Origin of the sequence: Streptococcus mitis (genome assembly GCF_005144795.1) — a bacterium.
GTDB lineage: Bacteria > Bacillota > Bacilli > Lactobacillales > Streptococcaceae > Streptococcus > Streptococcus mitis_BB.
The window spans coordinates 1-585 of record NZ_SWFJ01000041.1; the positions used below are offsets into that span (position 1 = coordinate 1).

General features: G+C 42.2%; 1 protein-coding gene. It reads right to left on the bottom strand.

The window, feature by feature from the left end; genetic code table 11:
- A partial coding sequence (locus tag FBF73_RS10035) for a YPDG domain-containing protein (protein WP_206146686.1) occupies positions 1–585 on the bottom strand: 585 nt, incomplete at both ends.

The following is a 585-nucleotide window of genomic DNA, read 5'->3' on the forward strand; positions in this document are numbered from 1 at the left end:
TTACTGTGATTGTGTTTCCATCTTCACCTGGAATTTCTACCTTAGTTCCTGGTGGGTATGTTGAGCCATCTGGTTTCTTAGGCGTTACAATCGCATTTCCATTTGGTTGTTGAGTAATTTCAATCTTACCTGGCTTTTCAGTTACTGGTGTTTCTGGTGTTACCTTAGCTGGAGTTTCTACTGGAACTTCCACAGCTGGTTTACCTGGTTCAGTAATCTTACCTGTACCTGGAACTTTACCGTCTGGTAATTCGCTGTTTGGTACTTTACCTTTACCGTCTTCACCGATTGTAACAGTGATTGGGTTACCATCTTTACCTGGGATTTCTACCTTAGTTCCTGGTGGATATGTTGAGCCATCTGGTTTCTTAGGTGTTACTGTAACGTCACCTGTCTTAGGATCTTGTTCAACATCTACTGTTGGTGTCTTACGAGCTGGTGTTGTTACTGTTACAGTTACTGGGACTTCCTCTTCTGATCCATCTGGGTAGCGGACAAGGACTTTTCCTGTTACTTTATCCCCTGGATTCTTATCTGATGGAATGGTTACCGTTACTTTTCCTGTAGTTTTATCTACTGTGATGA